This window comes from Nonomuraea sp. NPDC049269 (assembly GCF_043197155.1).
Lineage (GTDB): Bacteria > Actinomycetota > Actinomycetes > Streptosporangiales > Streptosporangiaceae > Nonomuraea.
Map to the genome: position 1 here is coordinate 423,637 of NZ_JBICSO010000005.1, position 23,938 is coordinate 447,574.

General features: G+C 68.7%; 17 protein-coding genes and 4 tRNA genes. 11 read left to right on the forward strand and 10 right to left on the reverse strand.

Annotation, left to right across the window (positions count from 1 at the left end; translation table 11 throughout):
* Positions 1-9 precede the first annotated feature (9 nt).
* Both ACGFNP_RS29495 and ACGFNP_RS29500 read right to left on the reverse strand, forming a co-directional pair.
* Positions 10-3,063 carry an amino acid adenylation domain-containing protein gene (locus tag ACGFNP_RS29495; RefSeq protein ID WP_393324488.1) on the reverse strand — a complete coding sequence of 1,018 codons (3,054 nt, stop codon included), beginning with the start codon at positions 3,061-3,063 and terminating at the stop codon, positions 10-12.
* Positions 3,064-3,145: 82 nt separating this feature from the next.
* The gene (locus tag ACGFNP_RS29500; RefSeq protein ID WP_393324491.1) at positions 3,146-4,288 is read right to left on the reverse strand and encodes an NAD(P)/FAD-dependent oxidoreductase; all 1,143 of its coding nucleotides are present in this window, start codon (positions 4,286-4,288) and stop codon (positions 3,146-3,148) included.
* A 936-nt stretch (positions 4,289-5,224) separates the two neighbouring features.
* Between ACGFNP_RS29500 and ACGFNP_RS29505 the strand changes: the two genes are divergently transcribed.
* A complete protein-coding gene (locus tag ACGFNP_RS29505; RefSeq protein WP_393324494.1) occupies positions 5,225-5,608 on the forward strand; it encodes an ATP-binding protein in 384 nt (127 codons plus the stop codon).
* Positions 5,609-5,839: 231 nt separating this feature from the next.
* On the opposite strand, the gene ACGFNP_RS29510 is transcribed toward ACGFNP_RS29505, so the two are convergent.
* A complete protein-coding gene (locus tag ACGFNP_RS29510) occupies positions 5,840-7,903 on the reverse strand; it encodes an ATP-binding protein (protein WP_393324497.1) in 2,064 nt (687 codons plus the stop codon).
* 225 nt (positions 7,904-8,128) lie between these two features.
* On the opposite strand from ACGFNP_RS29510, the gene ACGFNP_RS29515 reads away from it, so the two are divergent.
* Positions 8,129-10,492 (forward strand): ATP-binding protein, encoded by a 2,364-nt coding sequence (locus ACGFNP_RS29515; protein WP_393324500.1) that lies wholly within the window; start codon positions 8,129-8,131, stop codon positions 10,490-10,492.
* Between the two features lie 113 nt (positions 10,493-10,605).
* On the forward strand, positions 10,606-11,433 hold the full coding sequence (locus tag ACGFNP_RS29520; protein ID WP_393324503.1) for an SAM-dependent methyltransferase: 828 nt from the start codon (positions 10,606-10,608) through the stop codon (positions 11,431-11,433).
* A 1-nt stretch (position 11,434) separates the two neighbouring features.
* On the opposite strand, the gene ACGFNP_RS29525 is transcribed toward ACGFNP_RS29520, so the two are convergent.
* Positions 11,435-12,607, reverse strand: coding sequence for a cytochrome P450 (locus ACGFNP_RS29525; protein WP_393324506.1), 1,173 nt, complete (start codon positions 12,605-12,607; stop codon positions 11,435-11,437).
* A 147-nt stretch (positions 12,608-12,754) separates the two neighbouring features.
* Between ACGFNP_RS29525 and ACGFNP_RS29530 the strand changes: the two genes are divergently transcribed.
* Both ACGFNP_RS29530 and ACGFNP_RS29535 read left to right on the forward strand, forming a co-directional pair.
* Positions 12,755-13,234 carry an RICIN domain-containing protein gene (locus tag ACGFNP_RS29530; protein WP_358312289.1) on the forward strand — a complete coding sequence of 160 codons (480 nt, stop codon included), beginning with the start codon at positions 12,755-12,757 and terminating at the stop codon, positions 13,232-13,234.
* A 128-nt stretch (positions 13,235-13,362) separates the two neighbouring features.
* Positions 13,363-14,721 (forward strand): amino acid permease, encoded by a 1,359-nt coding sequence (locus tag ACGFNP_RS29535; RefSeq protein ID WP_358312286.1) that lies wholly within the window; start codon positions 13,363-13,365, stop codon positions 14,719-14,721.
* 49 nt (positions 14,722-14,770) lie between these two features.
* Here the strand turns inward: ACGFNP_RS29535 and ACGFNP_RS29540 are convergent.
* The 6 genes from ACGFNP_RS29540 to ACGFNP_RS29565 all read right to left on the reverse strand — a co-directional run bounded on the left by ACGFNP_RS29540 (position 14,771) and on the right by ACGFNP_RS29565 (position 18,140).
* Positions 14,771-14,845, reverse strand: a tRNA-Val gene (locus ACGFNP_RS29540).
* Between the two features lie 21 nt (positions 14,846-14,866).
* Positions 14,867-14,938: transfer RNA gene (locus ACGFNP_RS29545), tRNA-Gly, on the reverse strand.
* A 54-nt stretch (positions 14,939-14,992) separates the two neighbouring features.
* A tRNA-Cys gene (locus ACGFNP_RS29550) sits at positions 14,993-15,063 on the reverse strand.
* 16 nt (positions 15,064-15,079) lie between these two features.
* Positions 15,080-15,151: transfer RNA gene (locus ACGFNP_RS29555), tRNA-Gly, on the reverse strand.
* 85 nt (positions 15,152-15,236) lie between these two features.
* On the reverse strand, positions 15,237-17,462 hold the full coding sequence (locus ACGFNP_RS29560) for an N-acetylmuramoyl-L-alanine amidase (protein ID WP_393324511.1): 2,226 nt from the start codon (positions 17,460-17,462) through the stop codon (positions 15,237-15,239).
* A gap of 63 nt (positions 17,463-17,525) precedes the next feature.
* Positions 17,526-18,140, reverse strand: a complete 615-nt coding sequence (locus tag ACGFNP_RS29565) for a TetR/AcrR family transcriptional regulator (RefSeq protein WP_358312280.1) — start codon at positions 18,138-18,140, stop codon at positions 17,526-17,528.
* 80 nt (positions 18,141-18,220) lie between these two features.
* Between ACGFNP_RS29565 and ACGFNP_RS29570 the strand changes: the two genes are divergently transcribed.
* The 6 genes from ACGFNP_RS29570 (at position 18,221) to ACGFNP_RS29595 (ending at position 23,934) form a co-directional block, all read left to right on the forward strand.
* On the forward strand, positions 18,221-19,027 hold the full coding sequence (locus ACGFNP_RS29570) for an ATP-binding cassette domain-containing protein (protein ID WP_393324515.1): 807 nt from the start codon (positions 18,221-18,223) through the stop codon (positions 19,025-19,027).
* Positions 19,017-19,757 carry an ABC transporter permease gene (locus ACGFNP_RS29575; RefSeq protein WP_393324518.1) on the forward strand — a complete coding sequence of 247 codons (741 nt, stop codon included), beginning with the start codon at positions 19,017-19,019 and terminating at the stop codon, positions 19,755-19,757. The genes ACGFNP_RS29570 and ACGFNP_RS29575 overlap by 11 nt, the downstream gene beginning before the upstream one ends.
* A gap of 35 nt (positions 19,758-19,792) precedes the next feature.
* Positions 19,793-20,101 carry a hypothetical protein gene (locus ACGFNP_RS29580; RefSeq protein WP_393324521.1) on the forward strand — a complete coding sequence of 103 codons (309 nt, stop codon included), beginning with the start codon at positions 19,793-19,795 and terminating at the stop codon, positions 20,099-20,101.
* A gap of 85 nt (positions 20,102-20,186) precedes the next feature.
* Complete coding sequence (glmS, locus tag ACGFNP_RS29585) at positions 20,187-22,007, forward strand: glutamine--fructose-6-phosphate transaminase (isomerizing) (RefSeq protein WP_358312268.1); 1,821 nt, start codon at positions 20,187-20,189, stop codon at positions 22,005-22,007.
* Positions 22,008-22,080: 73 nt separating this feature from the next.
* Positions 22,081-22,848, forward strand: coding sequence for an SAM-dependent methyltransferase (locus tag ACGFNP_RS29590; RefSeq protein ID WP_393324524.1), 768 nt, complete (start codon positions 22,081-22,083; stop codon positions 22,846-22,848).
* 120 nt (positions 22,849-22,968) lie between these two features.
* Positions 22,969-23,934 (forward strand): tripartite tricarboxylate transporter substrate-binding protein, encoded by a 966-nt coding sequence (locus tag ACGFNP_RS29595; RefSeq protein ID WP_358324917.1) that lies wholly within the window; start codon positions 22,969-22,971, stop codon positions 23,932-23,934.
* Positions 23,935-23,938 lie beyond the last annotated feature (4 nt).

Consider the following 23,938-nt stretch of genomic DNA (forward strand, 5'->3'; position numbering starts at 1 on the left):
CTCTTGTTCTCAGCCGGTGGGGACCTGTCGATGTCCTTTCACCGCGCGGCCGCTCGCCAGCCGGGCGTGGTACGCGGTGATCGAGCCGTCCAGGCTGCCGTCGTCGAGCTGCCACCGCTGTTCGAGCCGGCGGCACTCGTCCTTGCGGAACAGCGCGGGGTTGTCGGTCAGCAGGCCGGCGAACGCCTGCTTCAGTCCGTCCTCGTCCGCGCCCCGCGGGGTGGGCAGGAGCGAGGCGAGCGTGGTCAGCTCACGGTCAGCGGTCGTCCGGCCCGCCTCGCGGACCAGCGTCACGAAGTCCCCGCACGGGATCGGTGCGATGGCCGCGCCGGCGCGCGCCAGGACGTCGTCGAAGCAGACGCTCTCCGCGCGGAAGACGTGCAGGGTACGGCCCCAGACGGCGCGGTCGCACACCGCCGCCGCCACCCGGGCCGCCACATAGTCGACCGGGGTGTAGTCGGACCGCGTGGCGACGTCCGGCCGGACGCCCAGCCGCAGGAAGGCCGACAGCAGCAGATGGGTGAACGCCACCGGATTCGGATATCCGTTGTCCGCGCTCGGCATCACCTCGCCGAGCCTGAGCACGGTGACCAACGCGCCCCGGCGCCGGGCCTCGGCGAGGTACCGTTCGGCGATCCACTTGGACCGGCTGTACCCGCCGGCGGGCGTCCTGGCCAGGGACGGCTCGTAGTCCTCGGGGAGCCGGTCGTCGTGCCGGAGCGCCTCGTCCTGGAGCGCCGCGAGTGTCGACACATAGTGCACCGGTACGGCCCGGTAGGCCATCGCGAGCCGGACCAGCTCGATGGTGCCCCGGACGTTGACCTGACGATGGGCGCGGTAGTCGAACAGGAAGTTGACCAGGGCGCCGTTGTGCAGCACCAGGTCGCAGGTGCGTGCCAGGTGTTCCCAGGTACGGGCGGACAGCCCGAGGCCCGGTAACGCCAGGTCGCCCGCGTACCCCTCAAGCCGGTCGGCGAACCGCGGCTCCCACAGACCCCGCTCGATGAGCGCGCCGACGACCCGCGCGGTCGCGGCGGCGTCGTCGGCGGCCCGGGCGAGGCAGCGTACCCGCAGGTCGGTGCGGGCCAGCAGCTCATGGATCAGGCGGCTGCCGACGAAGCCGGTCGCCCCGGTGACCAGGACGGTCCGCAGCTTCCCCGACCGGTCGGCGGGCCGGACGGGCTCACTCTCGGGCACCGTCGCGTCGCGGGCCATGAGCACGGACTCGTCCTCGATGGCCACGCCGTCGCGCCGCCGCCGTTCGATCAGCGGCGTCAGCTCGTCCGCGGTGGGGTGGTCGTAGAGATCCTTGACGTCGACCCGTACGCCGCACTCCGCGGTGATCATGTGCACCACGGACAAGGCCTGGATGGAGTCGCCGCCGGCCTCCGCGAAGTGCGCGTCGGCGGTGAGGCCGGGCCGGCCGAGCGCCGACCGTAGCGTCCGCAGGACCTGGTCGGCCAGGGTCGCCGTCGGCGCGCTCTCGGCCAGCCGGGCGGTGTCCTCGGTGAGCCGGCCGTCGAGGACCGCCTGGAGCCGCCCTCGGTCGACCTTGCCGTTGTCGTTCAGCGGCATCTCCGGCAGCAGGAAGAAGTAGCGGGGCATGCTGGTCCTGGGCAGGGTGCGGCCCAAATGCTCGCGAAGTCCGGCCTCGGTGAGGCCGCCGCCGGAGGCGAACAAGGCCAGCGCTTTTGTCCCTGCCTGCTCGGCCACCAGGACCTCGGCCTGCCGGACGCCGGGGCACCTCTCGGCCGCAACCTCGATCTCGCCCAGCTCGATCCGGACACCGTGGATCTTGACCTGGAAGTCCTTGCGCCCGGAGAAGAATAACCGGCCTTCGTCATCCAGATGACCGAGATCGCCGGTGAGATAGAGCCGGTCTCCGGGGATGTCCTCTGGGAACGGATTGCGGACGAACGCCTTGGCGGTGGCGGCGGGGTCACCCAAGTACCCCTCGCCGAGGCAGTCGCCACCGATGACGATCTCCCCGGTGGCGCCCGGTGGCACCGGACGCAGGTCGTCGTCGACCACCACGGCATAGCAGTTGTCGATCGGGCGGCCCAGCGGAATCGTGTCCCCATCTGCGGCGGACACGCGGTGGAAGACCATCCCGATGGACGCCTCCGTCGGCCCGTAGCCATTGGTCACCTGAAGGCCCGGCAGCAGCGCCAGCAGCCGGTGCACCGCCTGCGAGTTGACCGCCTCGCTGCCGACGATGAGCCGCCGGAGCGATGAGAGCTTCCGCAGCGCCTGCTCGTCGCTGTCCACGATGGCCACCAGCGCGTTGAACACGCTGGAGACGAAGTCCGCGGTCGTGATGCCGTACTCGGCGATCAGGTCGATGGTGTGCTGCAGGTTGAGGAACTCACCCTGTACGGGCAGGACGGTGTGGCCGCCCGTGGTCAGCGGCCAGAACAACTGCCAGAGCGAGGAGTCGGAGGTGTGCCTGCTGTTCTGCAGGACCACGTCGTCACCGGTCGCGGCGAAGTACCGCGTCATGAAGCGAAACCGGTTGGTCAGCCCCGCGTGCCGGTTCATCGCGCACTTCGGCGTGCCCGTGGTGCCCGAGGTGAAGTAGCCGTAGATCAGGTCATCGGGGTCCACCGCCACCGGCGCGCGCCGGGGCGCCGGGTCGATCCGGCCGACCTCGACGGTGACCGCGCGATGCCGTAACTCCCGCGGCAGCGCATCGTCGGTGGCGCACAGGATCGGCCCAGCCGGCAGCACCCCGAAGGTGTTGCGGATCCGGTCCTCCGGCCACGAGGGGTCGAGCGGTACGAAGGCGGCGCCCAGCTTCATCAGTGCCAGGTAGGTGACGGGCAGTTCCAGCGAGTTGACCAGCAGGACCGCGATCACGTCGCCCTTGCCCACGTCGCGCTCGGCCAGTGTGCCCGCCAGGCCGTTCACCAGCCCGTCCAACTGCCGATAAGTGAGCATCCGGCCGTCGAATGTCACCGCCGGGCGCTCGGGATGGCGGTCGACCTGCTCCTCGATCAGCGCCCAGATCGGTTGGAACGTACCGAAGTCAACTGCTTGGCCGGCAAAGCTCTGGAGTCCGGTCATCTCCACCTCTCCCCAAGGAATGCCCCCATGCCGGCCGGGCCCCTTCTGAACCTGGGCCGGTGCCACGCCCCTGCCGCCTGACTCATAGGCGTTCCATGTCGTTCCATGTGCGCAGGTCAAGCAGTGGGCGTTCTGGTGAGAGGTGGGCGTACGCGGCATCCGGCGGTGCGCGCAGCGCCGCCGCGGCGGCGATCCGGCCGACGGCCGGTGCGGTCTGAACCCCGTAACCACTGAGCGCGGCCAGCCAGACGAAGCCCAGCGCGTCCGGTGTCTCGCCGACCACCGGCGTCTCGTCCGCCACCGCGCTACGCAGGCCGGCCCACGCGTGCCGGACACTGCGGATCTCCAACGTGGTGGCCTGGTGTAATCGCTCCACGGCGATCGCGATGTCAAGGTCATCGGGACGGACGTCACCGGGCGGCATCGGTGTCGCGTCGGCCGGCGAGATGAGCAGCCGTCCCGACTCGGGTTTGAAGTAGAAGGTGTCCGCCACGTCGGTGACCATCGGCCAGCGGGCCGCGTCGACTCCGCCGGGCGGATCGGCGAGGAAGGCGGTGCGGCGCAGCGGCCGCAGGCCGACGGGCCGCACCCCCGCGAGCTCGGCAACCTCGTCGGCCCACGCGCCGGCCGCGTTGACCACGGTCGGCGCGGCGAACTCGCCCGCGTCGGTGGCCGCCCGCCAGAGCCCGCCGCGCCGGGACAGCCCCCGCACCCGCGCCGAGGTGATCACCTGGCCGCCGCGCGCCCGGATGCCGCGGAGAAAGCCCTGGTGGAGCGCGTCCACGTCGATGTCCATCGCCGCGGGTTTCAGCATGGCGCGGCTGTACCAGCCGGACCGCACGATCGGGCAGCGCCGACGCACCTCGTCGGGGTCGATCTCACGGACCGGAGTGGGGGCCGACAGCCCGTCGGCCAGCATCTCGGCGAACCGCTCGGCCGCTTCCACCGCGCCGGCCGGGCACAACGTCAGCACGCCACGCGGGGTCAGCAGCGGACCGTCCGTGAAGCCGGGCGGTGGTGTGGTGAGAAACGGGCGGCTCGCGGCGGTGAGCGCTCGTACGGCCTGGTTGCCGAAATACTCGGAGAAGAGCGCGGCGGACCGTCCGGTCGAGTGATAGCCGGGGGCGTGCTCCATCTCGAGCAGCGTCACGCTGCCGGACTCGGCGAGGAAGTATCCGGCGCTGGCACCGGCGACCCCGCCGCCCACGATGAGAAAGTCTCTCACGGTGGTAATCGATCATACTTCCGGCTTGACTCGCAAATATTTTCTACATTCCTGACTATTCGTCGATTGTCTGGCGAGAGTCTGGGCGGCGCGGCGGGTATGCGATAAGCGCAGGTCGCGGTTATGGCGCATGACATTAAGCAAGGAACGATCTGTCCGAAATCTATTCCGGTAAATCGGATAAATAACGCGGATGACCACTATCCTCCCTGTTTCGGGATATGGACGTCTTTTAGTGGAGTTTAGCGATTGCTGAAAATTCTGGCGTTATGGAGCGTTCCTGGGAACCGTACATCTCGATGGTCGCCGGACTCCACGGGCTCCTGCAGACCGAAACCTCCGCGGGCGTGACCGCGGAGGTTTCGGCTGTGCGGAGGGTGGCTTGTGGCCGGGGCGGGGTTCCCGGCGTGGTGCGGGGCGGTGGTCAGGCGGAGGCGACCTCGCGGACCAGCCTCCAGGTCCAGGGGAGCAGGAAGGCGGACGGCGCGTTCTCGGGTGATGGTGCCGCGCGGGTGAGGGTGCGCATCGGCTTCCTTCCGGTCGGGCGAGGTCCTCTGCACCGATGCCCGACAGGAAAACTACATAACGTAACCATTTAACTACAGAATGCTATCGCGCTGCGCCAAGTAGGTAGTACCTACGTAGTCGGAAATAGGTAGTGGTATGGGGATTTATCACATCTTGTCGTCGCGGGATGTGAGCAAGGCTGGTGGCCAAAGCACCAGTTCAGCCCGGAAGTGAGGATCGAGGCTCCGCGCCATGTATAAGCATCAGCCCCCCAAAACCGCCCCCCTACGTTCCCGAACGCGAGGCGAGACGCTTCGCCGCCTACTGCTTGGAGCAGGCATGGGGTCTGCGCTGTCTGGGGATGGTGTGCATGGCCGGCACAGGTTCAAGGTCACGGCGGAGGATGACCGCCTCGCCGGAGCGCGGAGGGTGGCCTCATGGAGGCTCCCGCACAAGCCCAGCTCGGTGCCCAAGGCGCGTCATCTGACCCGTGAACTGCTGATCGACTGGGGATACTCCGGTCAGGGCGATGTCGCCGAACTGCTCGTCAGCGAGCTGGTCACCAACGCGCTGAAATACGTGAAGGGGACCGTCGAACTCAGCTTCACCGCTGAGGACGGGCTGCTGCGCATCGAGGTCGAGGACGCCAATCCCGAACTGCCGCAGGCGGGTGCGGCACCCCGCCCGGACGACGAGAGAGGCCACGGGCTCCGCCTGGTCGACATGCTGTCGTGCTGCTGGGGCAGCGTCCGCACCGGCAGGGGCAAGGTCGTCTGGTTCGAACTGCCGGCCTGTGCCATCGCCGAGAGCTGAGCCCGCGAGCCCGCATTCCCGAAAGGCTATGAGAGAGATTCCATGCGTCAGATCCGTGTCCGCAAGCGTCCCGTCCGCACCACCGACCATCGGCCAGATCTGCGGACGCCGTCAGGACGGCGGCTGCCGTACTGATCCATGAGCCATGGTGAAACCCCCTCAGAGGAACGCCGGAGCCGATCGGTCACCGCCGAGATCGGCCCGGCGTTCCCTCTAATCTTCGGGCACCGGTCATTCGGTGTCGGACTGCTTGATCGCGTAGGTGATCGCCCGCTCCACCCCGAGCCGCGACCCCTGGCGGAAGACCGCCGAGAACGCCCGTCCACCCAGTTCCGCACGTGCCCGCGCCATGCACTGCTCGTGCCCGCGTACGTGCGGGAACAGCCGGGACGGCGAGGCGCCCATCGCCCGCCACAGCGGGTGAGCGGTGCCGAGTATCCGGGCCGCGCGCTCATACAGACCCTGCGCGCAGGCGGTCCAGGCGAGGACCTCCAGGCATTGCGTGAGGCCCCACCGGTCGTTGATCAAGCTCCGCAACTCGGCCGCCTCCCTCATCAGGGACTCGGTTCTGCGCCAGTCACCCTGGTTCCACGCGGCGATGCCCAAGGCGAACAGCGCGTACCCGCGTGACACCTGGGCGTGCCGCGCCTCGCACAGCGCGAGGAACCGCTCGCTCAGGCTGATGCCGAGCTCCGGGACCTCGGCCGAGCCATAGACGGCGGCGTAGAAGAGATTGATGCTGGCGGCGTCGATGTCTCCGGCGGCCAGGTGTTCGGCGCGCGCTTTCTCCAGGAGTTCGAGGCCCTGCTTGGGGTCACCTGCCGAGAACGCGGCGATGCCCGACACCTGGGTGGCGAACGCGAGAGCCGACCGGTCGCCCAGCCGCCGGGCCAGGGCATGACATTCCGCGAGCCGCGGCATGGCCGCCTTCAGATCGCCCTGATGGAGGGCCAGCAGGCCGTCGACCCACAGGGCCTTGGCCCGCGTGCTGTTCGCTTCCGGCAGGAGTTGCAGGCCACGCTCCAGCCAGTGCCGGCCTTCGGTGATGGAACCGGCGATGATCCAGAAGACCCACAGCGCCGAGGCGATCTCCAGCCCCACGGCGGCCCGGGCCGCCCGGCCGAAGCACAGGTCGAGCGCCACGCGCACGTTGGGACTGTCCAACTGCAGTGTCCTGAAGCCTTCGAGCTGATGGGGAGAGAGCCGCTCCAGCCGGTGCCGATCGACCACCTGCCGGTAATACTCGACGTATCGGCTGCCCAGCTTCTGCGTCTCGGCGGCGGTCAGCCGCTCACGGCCGTACGCGCGGATGCTGTCGAGCATGTGGTAGCGCACCCCGACCTCTCGCTGCTGCGCGATGAGCACGGATTTGTCCACCAAACCGGCGGTCAGCTCCATGACATCCGGCTGGTCGATCTCCGCTCCCGAGCAGATCGCCTCCGCCGCCTCCAGGTCGACGCCACCGGCGAACATCGACAGCCGGCTCCACAACCGCCGCTCGGCCCCGGAGCACAGCCCGAAACTCCAGTCCAGGGTCCCGCGCAGCGACTGGTGCCGTGGCAGCGCGGAGCGGGCGTGCTCGGCCGGCACCTCGAAGTGCTGGTCCAGTTCCCGCATCAGCTGCTCCACCGGCGTCGTACGCAGCCGTACCGCGGCCAGCTCGATCGCCAGCGGGATGCCCTCAAGGCGCTGGGCCAGCCGGGCCACGGTCTCGGCGTTGCCCGCGTCGACGGCGAACTCGGGTTGTACCTGAGCCGCTCGCTCCACGAACAGGCGGACCGCGTCGCGGCGGAGGATGTCGCGTACCGCGGTGCCGGAATCAGGCACCGACAGCGGCGGCACGTTCAGCACCTGCTCGCCGTACACGCCGAGCGCCTGCCGGCTGGTCGCCAGGATCCGCAGTCGCGGGGCGCCGCGCAGGAGGCCGCTCGTCAGGCGGGCGCACGCCTCCAGGAGGTGCTCGCAGTTGTCCAGCACCAGCAGCATCCGTCTGTCGGCCAGATAGTTCACCAGCGTGGTCATGGAGGAGGGGGCCATCTCCCGCAGGCCGAGCGCGGCGGCGACGGTCGGCTCCAGCAGCTCGCCGTCCTCGAGGGAGGCCAGCTCGACCAGCTCCACCCCGTGCGCGAACGTCCGCCGCAGGGCCTTGGCCGCCTGCACGGCCAGCCGGGTCTTGCCGACTCCACCGGTGCCCGTCAGGGTCAGCAACCGCGTGCCGGTCAGCATGCGCCGCACAGCCGACAGCTCGTGCCTGCGCCCGATGAGGCTGGGTACGTCTACTGATGGACTCGACATGGTCGGCTCTTGGTGCCTGTCACCACCACATTCACCCCGTGTGGTAGGCGGGTCACCTCATGCTTCGGTAACCGCGCCATCACCACCAGGCTATGTCCACGCCTCCAGATGCACCACCGCGCTCCCGGCTCTGTGCGCAGGAATCGGCCTGGGCATAACCTGGAGAGTGAGAGGCCCGGATATCGCGCTGTGGTGACCTGCTGACGGGCCGACAAGAGGGCGTCGATGGCAACGGTGGTGGCAGGCAACTCCCGGCGGCAGCAGATCGGCTGGCTGCCGGCCGAGGTGACGAGTTTCGTCGGACGTCGGCACGAGGTGGCCGAGGTCAAACAGCTCCTGTCCACATCCCGCGCGGTGACCCTGCTCGGCGTCGGTGGGGTGGGCAAGACCCGGCTGGCCTTGCGCGTGGGGATCGAGGTGCGGCGGGCCTTCCGCGACGGCGTGTGGCTGGTCGAACTCGCCGCGCTGACGGATCCGGACCTGCTCGCCCAGGTCGTGGCCGAGGCCCTGGAGATTCGCGATCATACCGTCTGTTCGCCCATGCAGGTGCTCATCAGCCACCTGCGCGACAAGCAGGCGCTGGTGATCCTCGACAACTGCGAGCACCTGGTCTACGAGTGTGCCGTGGTGGCCGAGACGCTCCTTCGTGCCGCCCCTGAGCTGCGCATCCTGGCCACCAGCCGGCACGCGTTGGGGATCACCGGCGAGCAGACGCTGCCCGTGCCGACGCTTCCGCTGCCGGTCTCCGACAGCCCGGGGATGCCCATCGAGGCGCTCATGCAGTGCGACGCGCTGCAGCTGTTCACGGAGCGGGCCCGGGCGATCCTGCCGGCGTTCGCCATCACCGAGGACAACCGGGACGCCGTGCTGCGGATCTGCCGCCGGTTGGACGGTCTGCCACTCGCCATCGAACTGGCGGCCGTCCGGCTGCGGGCGCTGTCGGTCAAGCAGCTGCTCGACCGTCTGGACGACCGGTTCCGGCTGCTCACCGCGGGGTCGCGGGCGACGCTGCCCCGCCACCAGACGCTCCGCGCGATGATCGACTGGAGCTTCAGCCTGTGTTCGGAGCGGGAGCGGCTGCTGTGGGAGCGCGCGTCGGTGTTCGCCGGCAGCCTGGACCTGGAGGCGGCGGAGGCGGTCTGCGCCGGCGAGAGCATCAGCCGCGATGAGGTCATCGACCTGGTGATCGGCCTGGTCGACAAGTCCGTCTTCCTCCGGGAGGAGCAGCGTCCCGGCGTGAGGTACCGGCTCCTGGACACGATCCGTGAGTACGGCCGCGAACGGCTCATCGCCGCGGGCCAGGAGATGGCGCTGCAACAGCGACACCGTGACTATTACCGGGCACTGGCGGCGCGGGCGCGGGCGGAGTTGTTCGGGCCGTCGCAGGTGACCTGGTTCACCCGGCTGCAGCTCGAACACGCCAACCTGCGTACCGCGATCGAAAGCTACTACGGCGACCCGGCGGAGGCCGGGGCCGGCCTGGGCATGGCCGCCGACCTGCTCTATCACTGGATCACCAGTTACTACCTCGCCGAGGGCCGGCGGTGGCTGGACCGGGGGCTGGCCCTGGACACCGAACCGAGCGAGGTACGCGCCAGGGCGCTGTGGGCCAACAGCTGGCTGGCCATCATCCAGGCCGACATCACCTCCGCCACGACCATGCTGGACGAGAGCCGGGTCCTGGGGGAGCAACTGGGGGACGAGCTGGTCCGCGGCTACGTCGCGCTCTATTCGGGCATGATCGCCATGTACAGCGGTGACACCGAATCGGCGATCGGTCTCTACGAGGAGGCGGTGACGCGGCACGGCACCACCAAGGACCCCGTCGGTCTGGCCCTGGCCCTCATCCGGCTGTCCCTCGCGCACTCGTACCTGGGCGACTCGGCGCAGGCCATCTCGCTGGGCGAAGAATGCCTTGCCGTGTGCGACGCCCACGGGGAGGGCTGGCACAAGGCGTACACGATGATGGCGCTCGGCGTGGAGGTGTGGCGGCAGGGAGACCTCCAGCGCGCGACCGAACTCGAGAAGCAGAGCCTGATCTTCAACCGCTCGCTCGACGATCCGCTGGGCGTCGGGGTCAATCTCGAGGTGCTGGCCTGGATCGCCGCGACGGAGAAGCACTACCAGCGGGCCGCCCGGCTGCTGGGGATCCTGGAGACCGTCTGGCGGTCGATCGGCGCGCCGCTGTCTGGATTCGGGCACCTGGTGCGCTATCACGATGAATGCGAGAGTCGTACGCGCAATGCTCTTGGAGACTCGGCCTTCGACTCCGCGGTCAGGAAAGGGGGCCGGCTCTCCTACGACGAGGCGCTCGGCTACGCACTACAGGAGGACACTCCTCCCGACGAGAAGGCACAGACGGAGCCGGCGCGGCTCACCCGCCGTGAGCGGGAGATCGCCGCGCTGGTCGCCCAGGGGATGACCAACAAGCAGATCGCCGCGGCGCTGGTGATCGCCCAGCGCACCGCCGAGGCGCACATCGAGCACATCCTCAACAAACTCGGCTTCAACTCACGCGCCCAGATCGCCGTGTGGTTCGGGGATCAGGCCCGAGCCGCGGATGAAGAGTCCGGAGACGCACGCGGGTGACCGAATCTGGTGGTTCGTCGGCCCCTGGGGGGTTTCGGGTCACCTGTCCGCAGCGTAGCTTGCTGTCGTTGGGCATAATCAAAGAGCTAATCGACCGGTGGAGGATGCAACGCATGAGTGACGAGGCCCGGTGGTCCGCAGGTATCGATTCCAGCACACCAAACCTCGCCCGGATGCATGATTACTTCATCGGTGGCAAGGACAACTTCGCCGTTGACCGGGAGGCGGCGGAGGCGGTGCTGGCCACCGCGCCGGAAGTGCGCGTCATGGCGCAGGAGCATCAGGCGTTCCACGTACGCGTGATCCGGTTTCTCGTGGAGCAGGGCATCACCCAGTTCATCAACCTGGGCTCGGGGCTCCCCAGCGACCTCAACACGCACGAACTGGCCCGATCCCTCACCCCTGACGCCCGTGTGGTCTATGTCGACACCGACCCGGTGGTGCTCACTCACGGCAGGGCGATCCTCGCCAAGGGGCCCAGGACGGCCGTCGTCAAGGGCGGCATCACGCATCCCACCGAACTGCTCGCCGACCCCGATCTGCGAGCGGTGATCGACCTCGATCGGCCGGTGGCGGTGCTGCTGTTCGGCGTCCTGCAGTACATCCCGGACAGCAGCCACCCTTTCCAGCGCGTGGCCGAGCTGCGGGACGCGTTACCGGCCGGCAGTCACATCGTCATCACGCATGTCGTCTTCGACTCCCGCCCGGAGGCCGCGGAGCCGATCGTCAACGTCTACCGCAAGATGCTGGGCCACGCCGATGGCGGCGCCCGTACCCGCGAGACGGTGCTGCCCTTCTTCGACGGACTCGACCTGGTCGAGCCCGGTCTGGTGTACGTCCGTGAGTGGCGGCCCGACAGCCCCTTCCTGTCCGAGAGGTCGGACAAGGCGTGGGTGATCGTAGGCGTCGGCCGCAAGGCCGGGCCACCGCCTCGCCCCTAGTTCAGCGCCGGTCGAAGGTCAGGTGCAGCTCGGCCGGGCTGCCGAAGGGCACGCCGGCCTGACGCGGGATGTCGGCGCCCTCCTCAAGCCGGAAGTTCGTCGCCTGCTTGAGCAGTTCCTCGAAGGCGATCATCAGTTGAATCCGGGCGAAGTGCTGGCCGAGGCAGCGATGCACACCCGCCCCGAACGCCAGGTGCGGGTTGAGGTGCCGGTCGAAGACCAGTTCGTCGGGGCGGTCGAAGCGCGCGGCATCGCGATTGCCCGAGTAGAACTGCACGACGACCCGATCTCCCGGTTTCAGCGGGGTCCCGGCGAGTTCGGTGTCCTGAGTCACCGTACGGGCCATGAACGCCACGGTCGTCTCGAAGCGCAGGAACTCATCCAGCGGCCCGCGCCACCAGTCCGGAGTCCGCAGGATCGGCTCGACATCCTCGCGGGTGGCCAGATGGTAGGCGATGTTGACGATCGCGCCACGTGTCGTGTCCAGGCCGCCGAGCAGCAGCGTGGTGACGATCGCCACTTGCTCCCCGGCGGTCAGGGGGCGCCCGTCGATGCTCGCCCCGGCCAGGGCGCCGAGGACATTTCGGTCGTCCGCCGACCGGTCGCCTGCCTCGGCGACCGCCTCTATCGCGAGCAGGGCGACCGCTTCGAAGGTCTCGGGCGTGCTCTCTAACGCACACCGCTTGACCGCCGCCACCCCCCGCCTCATCAGCTCCAGGTTGTCGGTGGCGAAGACGACCCGCGCCAGTGACCCGGCGATGAAGGGCACCGCGTAGTCACGCGCCATCTCCACCCGGCCGTCGCCGATGAATCCCGCTATGGCGTCCCGGGCGATCTCGCGCAGCTGCTCCTCGTGGCGGAGCAGGAACGAGCGCGAGAAGTACCGGTCGAGGAACCTGCGGTACTGACGGTGATCCGGCGGGTCGACGTCCAGCGGGATCAGGCGGACCGGTACACCGCGCAGCCCCGGCTGCGCCGAACTGAAGATCGCCGGTCGCAGGCAGACTGTGCGGACATCCTCGTAGCGGGTGACCAGGTAGTAACCACCGTCACTGCGCGTGTGCACGACCGGGCATTCCTTGCGCGCGACGGCCAGCGCCTCAAGGAGATGCTCGCGCTGGTCATCGGCGAACAGATCGATGTTCGCCAGGACGTCCGCTGCCGATGCGGTCATCTTTCCTCCACAAGGCGCAGGCTCACACACCCGTCATTAGACCGCGTAGCGACCATTTGACCAAGTGCGTGAATCGACAACCATGTACGGCCCGGCGGCATCTAAAGCTTCGGACGATCTACCTAAACACCAACGAAAGGCTGCAACGTGCGCACTCTTTCCAGGACTCTCGCCACCGGAGCGCTCGTCACCGCACTGTCCGCCGCGGTCGTGGTACCCGCCTCCGCTGCCGCCGCTCCCGGCCGCCAGCTCAAGAACGCCGCTACCGGACTATGCCTGGCCGTCGGCAAGAGCGAGGTGAAGAAGGGGAAGCGGGTCATCCAGTGGTCGTGCAACGGGCTCAAGGACCAGCAGTGGATCTACTCGCACCACAAACTCGTGAACGCCAAGACGGGCATGTGCCTCGCGATCGCCCACGGTGACCGGCGGAAGGGCAAGTACGTGATCCAGTGGCCGTGCACCGACGGCGGAATCGAGCAGGAATGGGCCTACGACGACTACCAGCGCTTCCAGAACAGGGCCACCGGATTGTGCCTGGCCATCGGCAAGAGCGAGGCCAGGAAGGGCAAATGGGCGATCCAGTGGACCTGCAAGACCATCGCCGACCAGGCCTGGTACATGCAGTAGCCTGACCGGCCGCCCGGTTGTAGTGGGCTTAGGGACGCCCTAGGGGGGAAGACCGGACGCACGGGGCCCGACAATCAGTCAGCGGGGGCGTCATGGTCACTTCGCGAGGCGTCTTCAGACGCAAACCGGTGGAACAGATCGCCACCGAACACGAGGGCGAACTGTCCAGGTCACTCGGCCTGTGGCAGCTCACCGCCATCGGGGTCGGCGGCATCATCGGGGCGGGGATCTTCGCCCTGGCGGGCGCGGTCGCCAACCAGACCGCTGGACCGGCCGTGCTCGTGTCGTTCCTCATCGCCGGGGTCGCCAGCGCCGCCGCGGCGCTCTCGTACGCCGAGTTCGCGGGAATGATCCCGAAGGCGGGGTCCGCCTACACCTACGGCTACGCGGTCCTGGGGGAGATCGTCGGCTGGTTCATCGGCTGGGACCTGCTGCTGGAGTACACCGCGATCGTCGCGGTCGTGGCCATCGGCATCTCCGGCTACTTCGGCTTCCTCGTCCAGCAGTTCGGGTTCCAACTGCCCGCGTGGATGCTCGGTGCGCCCGGCACCGGTCAGGGGCACGTGGTGGACCTGTTCGCGGTGCTCTTGTGCCTGCTCATCGCCTGCCTGCTGAACCTCGGCATCAAAGCCGCGGCCAGGTTCGAGACGATCGTGGTGGGCATCAAGATCGCCGTCGTGCTGCTGGTGATCGTGGTCGGCGCCCTCCACATCAACCCCGCCAACTACCACCCCTTCTTCCCGTTCGGGGTAGGCGGGGCGATCACCGGGGCCGCCACCGTGTTCTTCGCGGTGTTCGGCTACGACGCGATGAGCACCGCGGCCGAGGAATCGCGGGACGCGCGGCGGCACATGCCGAAGGCGATCGTCTACTCGCTGATCATCTCCATGGTGCTGTACGTGCTGGCCACACTCGTGCTCACCGGCATGCAGAACTACCGGGACATCGACCCGGAGAGCGGCTTCTCCTCGGCGTTCGCCTCGGTCGGGCTGTCCGGGCTGGCGTCCCTGATCGCGGTGGGGGCGATCATCGGCATCCTCACGGTCATGTTCACCTTCATGCTCGGCGTCACCCGGGTCTGGTTCTCGATGAGCCGGGACGGGCTGCTGCCGCAGTGGTTCGCCAAGCTGCACCCGGTGCGGCGGGTGCCGTCGCGGGTCACCTGGATCGTGGGCTTCGCCTCGGCGGCGATCGCCGGGTTCCTGCCCATCCGGGAGGCGGCCGAGCTGACGAACATCGGGATCCTGCTGGCGTTCGTGGTCGTCTGCGTGGCGGTGATCGTGCTCCGCTACCGGCAGCCCGACCTGCCCCGCGCGTTCAGGACGCCGGGAATGCCGGTGACACCGGCCGTCGGGGTGATCTTCAGCATCTGGCTGATCACTTTCCTGGAGCCGGTCACGTGGCTGCGGTTCCTCGTCTGGTTCGTGATCGGGCTGATCGTGTACTTCGCTTACGGCCGCCGGCACTCTGTGCTGGAGTCGCACTAGATCACATCAAACAGCCCCGGACTCAGGTGAGTCCGGGGCTGTGAGAGCGTGGTGGACGATACTGGGATTGAACCAGTGACCTCTTCCGTGTCAGGGAAGCGCTCTCCCGCTGAGCTAATCGTCCATATCGAGTTAGAAAACTCCGAGCGGAAGACGGGATTCGAACCCGCGACCCTCACCTTGGCAAGGTGATGCTCTACCACTGAGCCACTTCCGCGTGGCGCCACACTTAACTTTAGCGGACCCGGGAGGGTCCGCTGTCCTGCGACCGAGGTGGAGACGGGATTTGAACCCGTGTAGACGGCTTTGCAGGCCGCTGCCTCGCCTCTCGGCCACTCCACCAGGAGATTGCACTCCGAGCGGAAGACGGGATTCGAACCCGCGACCCTCACCTTGGCAAGGTGATGCTCTACCACTGAGCCACTTCCGCGTGTTTCCGGCGATGACCGGCCACGGGAAAACCATATCGCCTTCGGAGAGTGCACGTGCGCGGTGCGCGGGCGCGCGGGTGAGATTCAGCGGGTCACTCGGACATCCTTGGCCATGACGTACATGACCCGGTGGCCGAACTGGATCTGGTGGTAGCGGATCTTGCCCTTGACCATGACGTGCCCGGCCGGGTTGAAGGATTTCGCCGCTTGGTAGGAGCCGTGCAGCGTGAGGCCGAGCGAATAGTACTGGCCGGGCTGGATGACGTAGGTGAGCGGGGTCGGGGCCTGGTAGGTGACGCCCCTGCGGCGATAGGCGGGTTCGCCGGGGTAGGCGAGGCCGTACACCTTGACGTGCTTCCTGAGGGGAGTGACCAGCGGGCCTCTCGCCGGGATGGCGTTGGGGGCGGAGTCGGGGTTGTAGAACCAGGCCTTGCCGCCCAGGTACCAGATGGCCGTCCAGTCGCCCGCCCGGCCGGCCACGGCGTAGCGCTGGCCGGTCGAGGCGCGGGCGCTGTGGTCGTAGACGCTGTACGTGCTGGGCTTGCCGACACGTTTGCCGATGTCGTCGACGAGCGGGGCGTCTTCGCGGGGCTCCGTGCGCAGCCATACCGAGGAGGCGCCGTGCGGGGGACAGGGCTTGCCGGCCTTGGCGGGCTTGGTGGCGCAGCCGGTGAACTGCGGCTGATTGGCGTCGTAGTTGGGGCGGATGATGACTGACGTGCCCTTCTTGGCTGCTTTGAGGGGGCTGCCCAGCAGGTCGAAGTAGTGCGCCCAGTCCCAGTACGGGCCCGGGTCCTCGTGCATGGACGAGAGTGTTGTCGGGTTCGAGCCCGGTACGTTGTCGTGACCGAGGATGTGTGCGCGGTCGAGTGGAATGTGGTGTTTGGCGGCCAGATATTTCACGAGTTTGGCCGACGCGATGTACATGGCCTCGGTGTACCAGGTGCCGCCTTTGGCCAAGTAGCCCTCGTGTTCGATGCCGATGGAGCGGGCGTTGACGTCCCAGTTGCCGGAGTGCCAGGCGATGTCCTTCGTGCGTACGTGCTGGGCGACATGTCCGTCGCTGGAGCGGATCGTGTAGTGCCAGCTCACGTACTTCGGGTCGTGCACCATCGACGGGACGCCCGCGTAGGTGCCCTCGGTGTCGTGGATCACGATGTAGTCGATGCGTCTGGGGTGGTTCAGGGTGTCGTGGTTGCCGTAGCCGCCCGTGTCGGTGCGTTTGTAGGCGGCAGGCATCCACTCACAGGCCAGTGAGGCGGGGCATTCGATGTTCGGGTTTCTGGGTGGGGTGGGGGAACTCGCGCGGCCCTCGCCTGCCGCCGGCTCGTCCGCGTCCGTTTCGGGCGGCGGGGTTGGGTCGCCCTGGGATGCGAACTGCGTCAGGCCGACGGGCCGCCCCGAGCCGGCCGGGGGGCGCGTCTGGTCGGTCGTGGATCGCCCCGGGCTGGTAGCGGGCCGGGGCTGGTCGGTGGTGGGCTGCGCTGGGTCGGCTGTGGGTTGCGTCTGGTCGGGAACGGGTTGCGCTGGGTCGTGTGCTTCGGGTTCGGGGGGAGCTGAGGGGTCTCTGTCGGTTGCGAGTGACGTTGAAGGGGCCAGGTCCGCTGTGCGGCGGGCTGCCGAGCGGCTCGTGACTGTGCCGAGAGTGCTGGGGTCGAGAGTGCTGGGGTCGAGAAGGTTGGGACCGAGCGGGCGGGGGTGGAGCGGGTGGGGGAGCGCGGGTGGGAAGAGGGCGGGGATGGCCGCCAGCCGTACCGGTTGCCCGTCGTCCGTGCGGCGGGTGGCTCCGGTGCGGATCACCGCGAACACCTCGTCGGCGAAGGCGCGAGCCGCCTGCGGGCCGGGCGCGCCCGAGTAGCGGGCGACCGCGTCGTACCAGTCGGCGGGGTTCGCGCTGGGCCGTCGCTGGTAGGAGGCGAGCACGGCGGCGCCGCCCCGGATGTTCGCGGCGGGATCGGTACGCAGTCGCGCGGCCGGCAGCCCGGTGAGCCGCTCCGCGAGCCGCAGCGGCGCGTCCACGAGATGCATCGGCCCGTAACCTCCGGCCACGCTGGGCGCCCCGGCGTTGGCGTCCCACCGGGACTCCAGGTACGACACGCCCAGCAGCACACTCTCCGGCACCCCGTACTCCCGCGCCGCCGCCGCGAAGTCACCTTGACGTCTCGCGCCGACCTGATGTCTCGCGTCGGTCTGACGTCTCGAGTCGGTCCGATGCCCTACGTCGGCCTGAAGCCCCAGACCGCCCTGGCTCGGCAGCCCAGGAACGGCGACGGTGGACGCGGTGAGACTCACGACGACCCACAGCAACATGGCGACCCCCACGGAACGGCACAGCGACGCTACTCACCGTAACCATTCCCTGTTAAGGGTGTGTCAGACGGGGCGGATGATACGGACGAGGTCGGCGAGGTCGGCGGCGAATTCGGCGTCCAGATCGGTCGGCGAGTCGAGATGGGCCATCAATCGCTGATGCGCGGGAAAGTCGCCCCGGGCCCGGCGTGACCGGATGCCGTCACCGGACGCCGAGAACCGCCCATTGGCCTCGGACGTCGCGAAACCGAGCACGAACGTGGTGATCAGGCGCTCGATCCTCGGTACGTCGGCGTCGGGCACACCCGCGTCGATCAGCGCCTGGTAGATCAAGTCCACCACCGCGACCGCGTCCGGCGTGATCGAGGGCCGGGCGAACAGCAGCGGGAAGACGCCGGGATGCTCGCGGGCCAGCCGCCTGGTCGCCCAGGCGAACGCTCCGAGCCGCTGATCCCACGTCTCGCCCGGCAGGCCCTGCGGGAGGCTCGTCAGCAGCCGTCCGACGAGCCCGTCCAGCAACTCATTCTTGTTGCGGAAATATCCGTAAATGGCCATGGGCGTCACGCCGATGCGCTCGGCGACCGCTCGCATGGTCAGGGCATCGAGCCCGCGCTCGTCGGCGATCGCGAGGGCGGCGTCGAGAATTTCCGGTTGCCGTTCGGTCTTGAGTTTCCGCACCGCGTCAGTCTACGTTGTAGAGCAGTCTACAACGTAGACCAATGGATCAGTCTACAAAGTAGACCAAGAGAGGCAGGGACATGCTCAAGGTGACGGCACTCGTCAAGCGCTTCCATGAGGTGACCGCGCTGGACGGCTTCTGCCTGGAGGTGGAGCCGGGGGAGATCGCGGGCCTGGTCGGCCACAACGGCGCGGGCAAGACGACCTTCTTCGAGATCGCCTCAGGCCTCCTCAGCCCCGAGTCCGGAAATATCGTGGTCAAGGGTCAGGTGGGGGTGGCGCCGCAGCAGCTCGCGCTCTACCCGAGCGTCACCGTCCGCGAGACGCTGCGCTTCTTCGGCGGCCTGGCCGGGCTCCGCCGTACGGCGCTCAAGCAGGCCATCGACCGGATCGCCGAGGAACTGCTGCTGACGGGCGAGCTCGACCGGCGGGTGGGCGTCCTGTCCGGCGGCCAGCAGCGCCGCACCCAGGCCGCCACCGCGCTGGTCGCCGACCCCGCCGTACTGCTGCTGGACGAACCGACGGTCGGCGCCGACCCTGAGACGCGAGCCGCCCTTCTGGCGGCCGTCCGACATCGGGCGAGCAACGGCGCCACGATCGTCTACGCCACCCACTACCTGCCCGAACTGGCCGAGCTCGGCGCCACGGTCGCGGTCGCCAAGAACGGCCGGGTGATCGCCAGAGGCACCGGCGAAGAGCTGCTCAAGGGCCTGCCGGGCGAGGTGCGGGTGACTCTCGACGGCGACGAGGAGCTCGCCGTCACCACGGTCGACCCCACGGCCGCGCTCGCCGAACTGCTGCGCGGCCTCGACCGGCCGATACGCGCCATCGACATCCGCCAGCCCTCGCTCGACGACCTCTACAAGGAGCTGTCCGATGTCGCGTGACTCGCTCCATCGCATCGCGGTGCTGGTCAGGCACAACGTGCTGCTCCGCAGGCGGGACCCGGCCCACCTGGTCAGCTACCTGGTGATGCCGATGGTGCTCATGCTGGTCTTCAAGTCGATGCTCGGCCGGCCCGTGCAGGTGGTCACCGGGATGCTGGTGATGTTCTCGGTGCTGTCGATGGCCGACGTGGCGACGGCGGTGCTGACCGAGCGCGTCTGGCACACCTGGGACCGGATCAGGGCGACCAGGGCGCGCGTGCCCGAGCTGATCATCGGCAAGACCCTGCCGGTCTTCGCGATCCTGGCCGCCCAGCAGGTCGTCCTGCTCGGCTACGGGATCCTCGCGGTGGGCATGCGGCCCGCGGGGCCGCTCTGGCCGCTCGGGCTGGCCGTCGCCGCGTGGTGCTTCGCCCTGCTCGGCGTGGGTACGGCACTCGCCGCGGTGGTCCGCAGCCACGGCGAGCTCAGCACACTCTGCAACATCGGCGCGTTGTCGGTCAGCGCGCTGGGCGGGGCGCTGGTGCCGTTCGCGCTGATGCCGTCATGGGCGCAGGCCATCGCGCCGTTCTCGCCGGGCTACTGGGCGACGACCATGCTGCAGGCCGCGGTACGCGGTGACGTGCCCGGCACGGCGGGCCCCGCAGCCGTCCTCATCGCCCTCGGCATGGCGGCCGGTGCCTTCGCCTGTCGGCGCCTGGGCCGAGGATGGGGCCGTTCGAGCGTGCGGTAGCGCATATCCTGCCCGATTTCGGGCAGGATATTGGCATGTCGCATCCCGGCTGCGTAGTGTCCTCGTCTGTGTCCCCCGCACGTCATCCCTACGAAGACCTCGTCGCCCATCTCGTCAGGACCAGCGGTCTCGGTCCCGGTGAGGCGGCGCGCGTGGTCGCCGACGTGCTGTCGTACTTCTCCGAGCCGGTCGAGGAGTTCGTCCGGCGGCGTCACGGCGAGCTGAAATCCCGCGGCCTCACCAACGACGAGATCTTCCCCCGGGTCGCCGCGGAGCTGCGCGGGCGCCGGGTGGCACCGCCGGAGCTGTCGCTCCGGCAACTGCGCCGGGTCGTGTACGGATAAAGGCGCACCGATAAAGACACACAGTAGCTTAAAAGCTACTAAAAGCGCGTAAAAGCGAACAAGAACGGACAGAGGAGAGCGTCGGATGTGCGGAATCGTGGCCTATGTCGGTTCGAAGGACGCGGCGCCTATCCTGCTGGAGGGCCTGCAACGGCTGGAATACCGAGGCTACGACTCGGCCGGCGTCGTCGTGTCCAACAAGGGACTCAAGGTACGCAAGGTCAAGGGCAGGGTCGCCGACCTGGCGAAGGTCGTACCCCCGAGATTCAAGGGCGGTCTCGGCATCGGCCACACGCGGTGGGCCACCCACGGCGTGCCCAGTGACGTCAACGCGCACCCGCACCTGTCGTCCGACGAGCGGATCGCGGTCGTGCACAACGGCATCATCGAGAACGCCAACGAGCTGCGCGCCAAGCTGACCGCCGACGGGGCGGTGTTCGTCTCCGAGACCGACACCGAGGTGCTCGCGCACCTGATCGCCCGTACCGCCGAGGAGACCGACACGCTGGAGGAGGCCGTCAGGAAGGCGCTCAAGAGCATCGTCGGCACGTACGGCATCGCGGTGGTCGACAGCGAGCGGCCCGGCGAGGTGGTGGTGGCCCGCAACGGCAGCCCGATCGTGCTCGGCATCGGCGAGAAGGAGATGTTCGCCGCCTCCGACGTGGCCGCGCTCGTCCGCTACACCCGCCAGGTCGTGCACCTGGAGGACGGCGAGCTGGCCGTGCTCAAGGCCGACGGGTTCCACACCTTCGCCAGCGACGCGCGCGAGACCGCCAAGGAGCCGCTGACCGTCGACTGGGACGCCGGGCACTACGACACCGGCGGCTACGAGCACTACCTGCTCAAGGAGATCTCCGAGCAGCCCGACACGGTCTCGCGCACCATGAGCGGCCGCCTCGACGAGCGCTTCCACATCGCCCACCTGGGCGGCCTGAACATGGACGCCCGCGAGACCCGCTCGTTCCGCCGAGTGAAGATCATCGGCTGCGGCTCCGCGTACTACTCCGGCCAGATCGGCGCCCAGCTCATCGAGGAGCTGGCCCGCATCCCGGCCGACGCCGAGCCGGCCAGCGAGTTCCGCTACCGCAACCCGGTCGTCGACCCCGACACGCTCTACGTCGCGATCAGCCAGTCGGGCGAGACGTACGACACGCTCGCGGCCGTGCAGGAGCTCAAGCGCAAGGGCGGCCGGGTCATCGGCATCGTCAACGCCGTCGGCAGCGCCATCGCCCGCGAGGTCGACGGCGGCGTCTACCTGCACGCCGGGCCCGAGGTCTCGGTCGCCTCGACCAAGGCGTTCACCTCGACGTCACTGGCGTTCGCACTGCTCGCGCTGCACTTCGGCCGGGTGCACGACCTCTCGCCCGCCGACGGCCGCCGCGTCTGCGAGGGCCTGCGCAGGCTGCCCGGCCAGATCGAGGAGATCCTGGCGCAGAGCGACAAGATCGCCGAGCTCGCGCAGAAGTACGCGAACTATCCGAGCATGATGTTCGTCGGCCGGGTCCGCGGTTATCCCGTGGCCCGCGAAGGCGCGCAGAAACTCAAGGAGATCTCGTACGTGCACGCCGAGGCCTATCCCGCCAGCGAGCTCAAGCACGGGCCGCTCGCCCTCATCGGGCCGGAGATGCCGACGGTGGCGATCGTCCCCGACGACGAACTGCTCGACAAGAACCTCACCACGCTCGGCGAGATTCGCGCCCGCGGCGGCAAGGTGCTCATGGTGGGCCACCGCGAACCCGACGCCAAGCTGGCCGACGACGTCATCGTGGTGCCGAAGAACGAGATCGAGCTCGACCCGATCCTGCTCACGATCCCGCTGCAACTGCTGGCGTATCACGCCGCTGTGGCCCTCGGCCGTGATGTGGATAAGCCACGCAATTTGGCTAAGAGCGTCACAGTCGAGTAACTGCTACGACACGGCGGCAACAATAGGCACATAGCCCGTGATAAGTGGACCGGCAGGACTTAAGATCGAAACTGTGCCTGAGTTCCATGCTCACACGCCAAATCTCGCACGAATGTACGATTACATGCTCGGTGGCACAGACAATTACGCCATCGACCGTGAGGCGATCGACCGGCTTGCGGCGCTGATCCCGCAAGCCGTACCCCTCGCGCGTGCCAATCGGGCCTTCCTCCAGCGCGCGGTCCGCTACCTGGTGGACACGGGCATCCGCCAGTTCCTCGACCTGGGCAGCGGGCTGCCCACCCAGGGCAACGTGCACGAGGTAGCGCCGGAGGCGAAAGTCGTCTACGTCGACCGTGACCCGGTCGTCGCCACGCACGCCAGGGCGCTGCTGGAGCAGGCGGGCCGGGCCGTCTTCGTCCAGGCCGACCTGCTCGACCCCGACGAGGTGCTGGCTCAGGCCGCCCGCTTCCTCGACCTGAACGAGCCGGTGGGCGTGCTGCTGGTCTCGATCCTGCACTTCCTCCCGGACGCCCGCGACCCGGGCAAGATGGTGACCAGGCTGCGCGAGGCGGTGGCGCCCGGCAGCCATCTGGTGCTCACCCACGCGACCTCGCGCGGGCGTTTCGACGAGGGCACGGCGGCGCTCTACCGGCCCACGTCGGCCGGGGCCGGCACCGACCGGACCCCAAGGGAGATCCGGGCGTTCTTCGGGGACTTCGAACTGGTCGAGCCGGGCCTGGTGCACGCCCCCGACTGGCGTCCCGACCGGCCCAGGCTGGTCAGCGAGCCCTCGCTGCCCTCGTACCTGCTCGTCGGCGTCGGCCAGAAGCACTCCTAGAAGCGCTCCCGAGCTTTTCGTGACTTTTCGTGATCTCCGGTAGTGAGTGCCCGATGTGTGACGATGGGTTAAGTGTCGGTGACGTGGGGTAGTTGCTGGGGTGCGAGGGGAGGGACCGCCATGCGCCGACGGGGGTTCTTCGCGCTCGGCCTTGGGATGATGGCCTGCGCGACAGGGTGTGGCACGGAGAGCAACCTCGGAAGCAGCGCCGTCAGCGCGGCCCGCATGCTGGGCCGGTTCGCGATCGTTCCCGGTGGCGGACGCTGGGCCCGCGTCGCCCGGGCCCTCGTCGAGGCCGCCCGCGGGGAGGGTTTCCCGGTCTCCGGCACCCCGCCCGCCACCAGGATCACCGTCACAGGGCTGCCCGCGCTGGCCGCGACCGAGCTCAACAACGGGCTGTCCCTGCTCGACACCGCCACGCCGCTGGCCAGGCTCACCGGCCAGATCGAGGTCGTGGTGGTGCCCGCCAACTCCAAGTTCGCCACCTTCGACCAGTTCGGCGCGCACCTGCTCGCCCACCCCGACCGTACGCCGCTGACGGGCGGGCCGCAGGGCGAGCCCGACCACCTGCTGTTCGGGCTGATCGCCAAGGGGCTCGGCGCCGACACCCGGCAGGTCGACTACACCGGCTTCCCCGGCAGCGCGGAGGCCACGTCGGCGCTTCTCGGCGGCAAGGCCGCGGCGGCGACCGGCACGCTCGCGGACTGGCGCAAGGCCATCGACAAGGGCTGGGTCCGGGTGCTCGCCGTCTCCAGCGCGCGCCGGGTGGACGGTGTCGAGGCGCCGAGCCTGCTGGAGTGCGGGGTGCGGCTCGACTTCGCCGACTGGTGCGCGGCGGTCGGGCCCGAGGGGATGACCGAGGACAGGAAGGACTTCGCCATCCGGCTCTGCGACGAGGTCACGGAGTCCGCCACCTGGCGGGCGGCCTGCCGCACGGAGGGCTGGACCTCGATCCCGCTCAGCGGCGACGACTTCGAACAGTGGCTCGCCTCGGAGATCGGCAGGACCAGGGCCGTGCTCCGCGATCTCGGCATGCTCGACACGGCTGACACAACATGCTGGGGTAGTTGCGAGAAGGGCCACTAGATGT